Source organism: Actinocorallia lasiicapitis (assembly GCF_054778695.1).
On record NZ_BAAGZI010000481.1, the window covers coordinates 1 to 3974 of the forward strand.

The 3974-nt window shown below is 71.7% G+C and carries 3 protein-coding genes and 1 pseudogene; 1 reads left to right on the forward strand and 3 read right to left on the reverse strand.

The annotated features are described in order from the left end of the window. Window positions 1-547, reverse strand: a 547-nt coding sequence (locus tag ACYVE7_RS30635) for a DJ-1/PfpI family protein (RefSeq protein WP_460369613.1), incomplete at its 3' end; no start/stop codon positions are given. An 85-nt stretch (window positions 548-632) separates the two neighbouring features. Here ACYVE7_RS30635 and ACYVE7_RS30640 point away from each other — a divergent pair. Next, the gene (locus ACYVE7_RS30640; RefSeq protein WP_460369615.1) at window positions 633-1856 is read left to right on the forward strand and encodes an MFS transporter; all 1224 of its coding nucleotides are present in this window, start codon (window positions 633-635) and stop codon (window positions 1854-1856) included. On the opposite strand, the gene ACYVE7_RS30645 is transcribed toward ACYVE7_RS30640, so the two are convergent. Together ACYVE7_RS30645 and ACYVE7_RS30650 are read right to left on the reverse strand one after the other, a co-directional pair. Next, a complete protein-coding gene (locus tag ACYVE7_RS30645; RefSeq protein ID WP_460369617.1) occupies window positions 1834-3741 on the reverse strand; it encodes an acetoacetate--CoA ligase in 1908 nt (635 codons plus the stop codon). The genes ACYVE7_RS30640 and ACYVE7_RS30645 overlap by 23 nt on opposite strands. A 4-nt stretch (window positions 3742-3745) precedes the next feature. Continuing rightward, window positions 3746-3974: pseudogene (locus tag ACYVE7_RS30650) on the reverse strand (enoyl-CoA hydratase); the annotation flags it as partial.

The window sequence follows — 3974 nt, forward strand, 5'->3', positions numbered from 1 at the left end:
GGCGGCCGATCCGCGCCGCGAGCGCCGCGCCGTGGTCGCGCCGGACGAGGCTGAGGCAGAGGTCGAGGGTGGTGGCCGAGGCTCCCGCGGTGGCCACGTCGCCGTGGTCCACGTACAGGATCTTGGAGTCGAACCTGACCCGGGGGTAGGCCGCCGAGAGCTGGTCGACCAGATCCCAGTGCGACGCGGAGGTGCGGCCGTCCAGCAGGCCGAGCGCAGCCGGGATCCAGACCCCTTCGCAGACCGCGACGATCCGTGCGCCCCGCGCGTGGGCCGCTCCGACGGCCTCCAGCACGGCGGGGGAGTCGGGCCGGGCGCACCAGCCCGCGATGAGCACGGTGTCGGCCTCGGCGAGCGCCGCCAGCCCGTGCTCGACGACCAGATCGGAACCGAGCGTGGTGGTGATCCGCCCGGGCCGCTCGGTGCAGGTCCTGAGCTCGTAGTGGTGGGGGATCTCCGTGCCGTGCCAGCCGAACACGGCGGACGCGCAGGTCACCGGGTAGAGCTCCGTCGCGGGTCCGAGCAGGGCCACCACCCGATGTCTCATGGCCGAAATGTACCTGATGATGTCATTCCGGACGCCTGTGGATCATGGTGATCTTGTCCAGAATGATCGGCATGGAGTTGCGAACATGACCGCGGTGATCGACCGCGGGGCCGGTCTGGACGCCCCGTCCAGGCTGTGGACCAGGAATTTCACGTTGTACTTCGGGGCGCGTTCGGTCTCGCTGCTGGGCGACGGCATGATCCAGGTCGCCGCCGCGCTGGCCGTGGGGAAGATCTACGGGGTTTCGGGGGTCGGTTTCGTCCTGGCCGTCTGGACGCTGTCGGCCGTCGGGTTCGTCGTGTTCGGCGGGGTCTTCGCCGACCGGATCGGCGCCAGGAAGGTGATGATCGGGGCGGACGTCGTCCGGGTGATCACCCAGGGCGTCGTCGCGGTGGCGTTCCTGACCGGGACGCCGTCGCTCTGGCTGCTGCTGGTCTGCTCGTCGCTCGCGGGCACGGCGGCCGGGATGTTCCAGCCGGGCACCAACGGCATGGTGCCGCTGGTCGCCCGCGACCCGCAGCGCGCCAACGCCACCCTCAAGATCGCTGACGCCGGGTCGCAGCTCGCCGGTCCCGCGCTGGCCGGTGTGATCATGGCGGTCTCCAGCGCGGGCGTGGTCTACTCGCTGAACGCGGCGACCTTCGCCTTCAGCGGGCTCTGCCTCGCGCTGATCAGGGTGCGCCCGGCGGGCGGCCCGCGGCAGTCCTCGACGGTCCTGCGCGACCTGCGGCGCGGCTGGACGGAGTTCCGTTCCCGCACCTGGATGTGGTCGGTGATCGTGATCTGGGTGTTCTTCGGGATGCTGGTCTTCGGCCCGTACATCCCGCTGGGCTCCCAGATGATCGGCGAACGGCTGGGCGACGCCGCCTACGGCTGGGTGATGGCCGGTCTCGGCACCGGAACGGTCATCGGCGGACTGATCGCGATCAGGCTGCGGCCCGTCCGGCCGCTGGCGGCGGGCGGCGTCGCCATCATCGGCTTCACCTTCATCCCACTCTCGACGGCGCTGGAGCTGCCGCTGCCCCTGCTGATCGCCGGGCATCTGCTGGGCGGCGGCGCCTGGGCGTTCTGGTCGGTGATGTGGTCGACCAGCGTCCAGACCCAGGTTCCCGGCGACGTGCTGAACCGGGTGAGCGCCTACGAGATCGCCGGGTCGGTGTCCGGGGCCGCGGTGGGGCAGGCCCTGGTCGGGCCGAGCGCCGAGGCGGTCGACCCGCGGAGCATCCTGTTCGTCTCGGCGGCGACCTGTGTCGCGGTCAGCCTCGCCCTGCTGTCCACCCGGCCGATCAGGAGCCTGCACCGGGTGTGAAGTAGTCCAGCGTCTCGGGGTTGGCCAGCGAGTCGCGGTTCGCGGCCTTCGCCGGGTCGGCCCCCTGCAGGATCTTCCGGACGGGCACCTCCAGCTTCTTCCCCGACAGGGTGCGGGGGATGCCCGGCACCGGGATGATCCGGTCGGGGACGTGCCGGGGCGACAGATCCGCCCGGAGCGCGGCCTTGAGCCGGGCCAGCAGTTCGTCGGAGAGGGATTCCCCCGCGGCGAGCTGCACGTACAGCAGGAGCACGCCTTCCGCGCCGAGCCGCCCGGTGTCGATGACGAGGCTGTCGGCGATCTCGGGAAAGCCTTCGACGACCCGGTAGAAGTCGCTGGTGCCCATCCGGATGCCGCCCCGGTTCAGGGTGGAGTCGGACCGGCCGTAGATCACGCAGCCGCCGTCGGGCAGGATCTTGATCCAGTCCCCGTGCCGCCAGACGCCGGGGAAGTCCGCGAAGTAGGCGTCCCGGTAGCGGTCGTCGCCGGGGTCGTTCCAGAAGCCGACCGGCATACACGGCATCGGCTCGGTCAGCACCAGCTCGCCGACCCCGTCGATGATCGCGTGGCCCTCGTCGTCGAACGCCTCGATCTTGGCGCCGAGCGTCCGGCACTGGATCACTCCGGCCCGCACCGGCAGTAGCGGGGACGGGCCCACGAACCCGGTGCACACATCGGTGCCGCCGGACAGCGAACCGAGCAGGACGTCCTGCTTGACCCGCGTGTAGACCCAGTCGAAGCCCTCGGGCGGCAGCGGCGAACCGGTCGAGCCGATCACCCGCAGCGCTTCGAGACCGGACGGTTCGAGCCCCGCCTTCCGCGACGCCATGATGTAGGGCGCGCCCAGCCCGAGATGCGTGGTCCCGGTCTCGGCGGCCAGCCGCCACAGCGAGTCGCCGGTCGGCGCCTCGTCGGACAGCACGATGGTCGCGCCGAGCATCAGCCCGCTGACCAGGTAGTTCCACATCATCCAGCCGGTCGTGGTGTACCAGAGGAACACGTCGCCGGGGCCGAGGTCCTGGTGCAGGCTCAGCGATTTCAGATGTTCCAGGACGATCCCGCCGTGCCCGTGCACGATCGGTTTCGGCAGTCCGGTCGTCCCTGAGGAGTACAGGATCCAGAGCGGCTGGTCGAACGGGACCCGGTCGTAGGAGGGCGCACCGGGCCGCAGGAACGCGGCGTAGGGGGTCAGCCCTTCGCCGTCCGCGCCGAGCGTGACGGTCGCGGCGAGGGTGGGCAGCGCCGCCCGGATCTCGGCGAGCGCCCCGGTCCGGTCGAACCGCTTCCCGTTGTAGGTGTAGCCGTCGACGGCCAGCAGGACCTTCGGCTCGATCTGCTGGAACCGGTCGATGACGCTCGGCGCGCCGAAGTCGGGCGAGCACGACGACCAGGCCGCGCCCAGCGACGCCGCCGCCAGCATGACGATCAGTGCCTCCGGCCGGTTCGGGACGTACCCGACGACCCGGTCGCCCGCCCCGACGCCCAGCGCGACCAGCCCGGCCCGCGCCCGCGCCACCTGCTCTTCCAGCTCCGCCCAGGTCAGCACCTGGTCGGGCCCCTCCTCGGTCCGGTACACCACGGCCGTGCCGTCCGGTCGTGACGCCGCGAAGCGCAGCACGTTCTCGGCGTAGTTCAGCCGTGCGCCGGGGAACCAGCGCAGCCCGTCCACGGGCATCGGCCCGCCCTCGCGGACGGGCCCGTCGCCGCGGTCGCCGACCACGTCGAAATGGCGCCAGACCGTCTCCCAGAAGCCGTCGAGATCGGTGACGGACCAGCGCCACAGCTCGTCATAGGTCGCGGGCGGTGACGGCAGGGCCCGCATGAACGCGCTGACGTGCGCGTCCTCCGGATGCGTCGGTTCCCACAGCAGCGCGCCTTCGTGCATCGGTTCAGACTCCAGGCCAGTTGGGGCGGCGTTTGTCGTTGAAGGCGGCGATGCCTTCGCGCCGGTCGGCGGAGAGCGCGGCCGTCCGCCACGCGTTGTCCTCGATCTCCAGGCCCGCCGGGAGATCGACTCCCGCGCCCAGCCGCAGGGCGCGTTTGGCGGCCCTGGTGCCGACGGGGGAGTTCGCGGCGATCGTCGCGGCCAGCTCCAGCGCGGCCGTGCGGGCCCCGCCC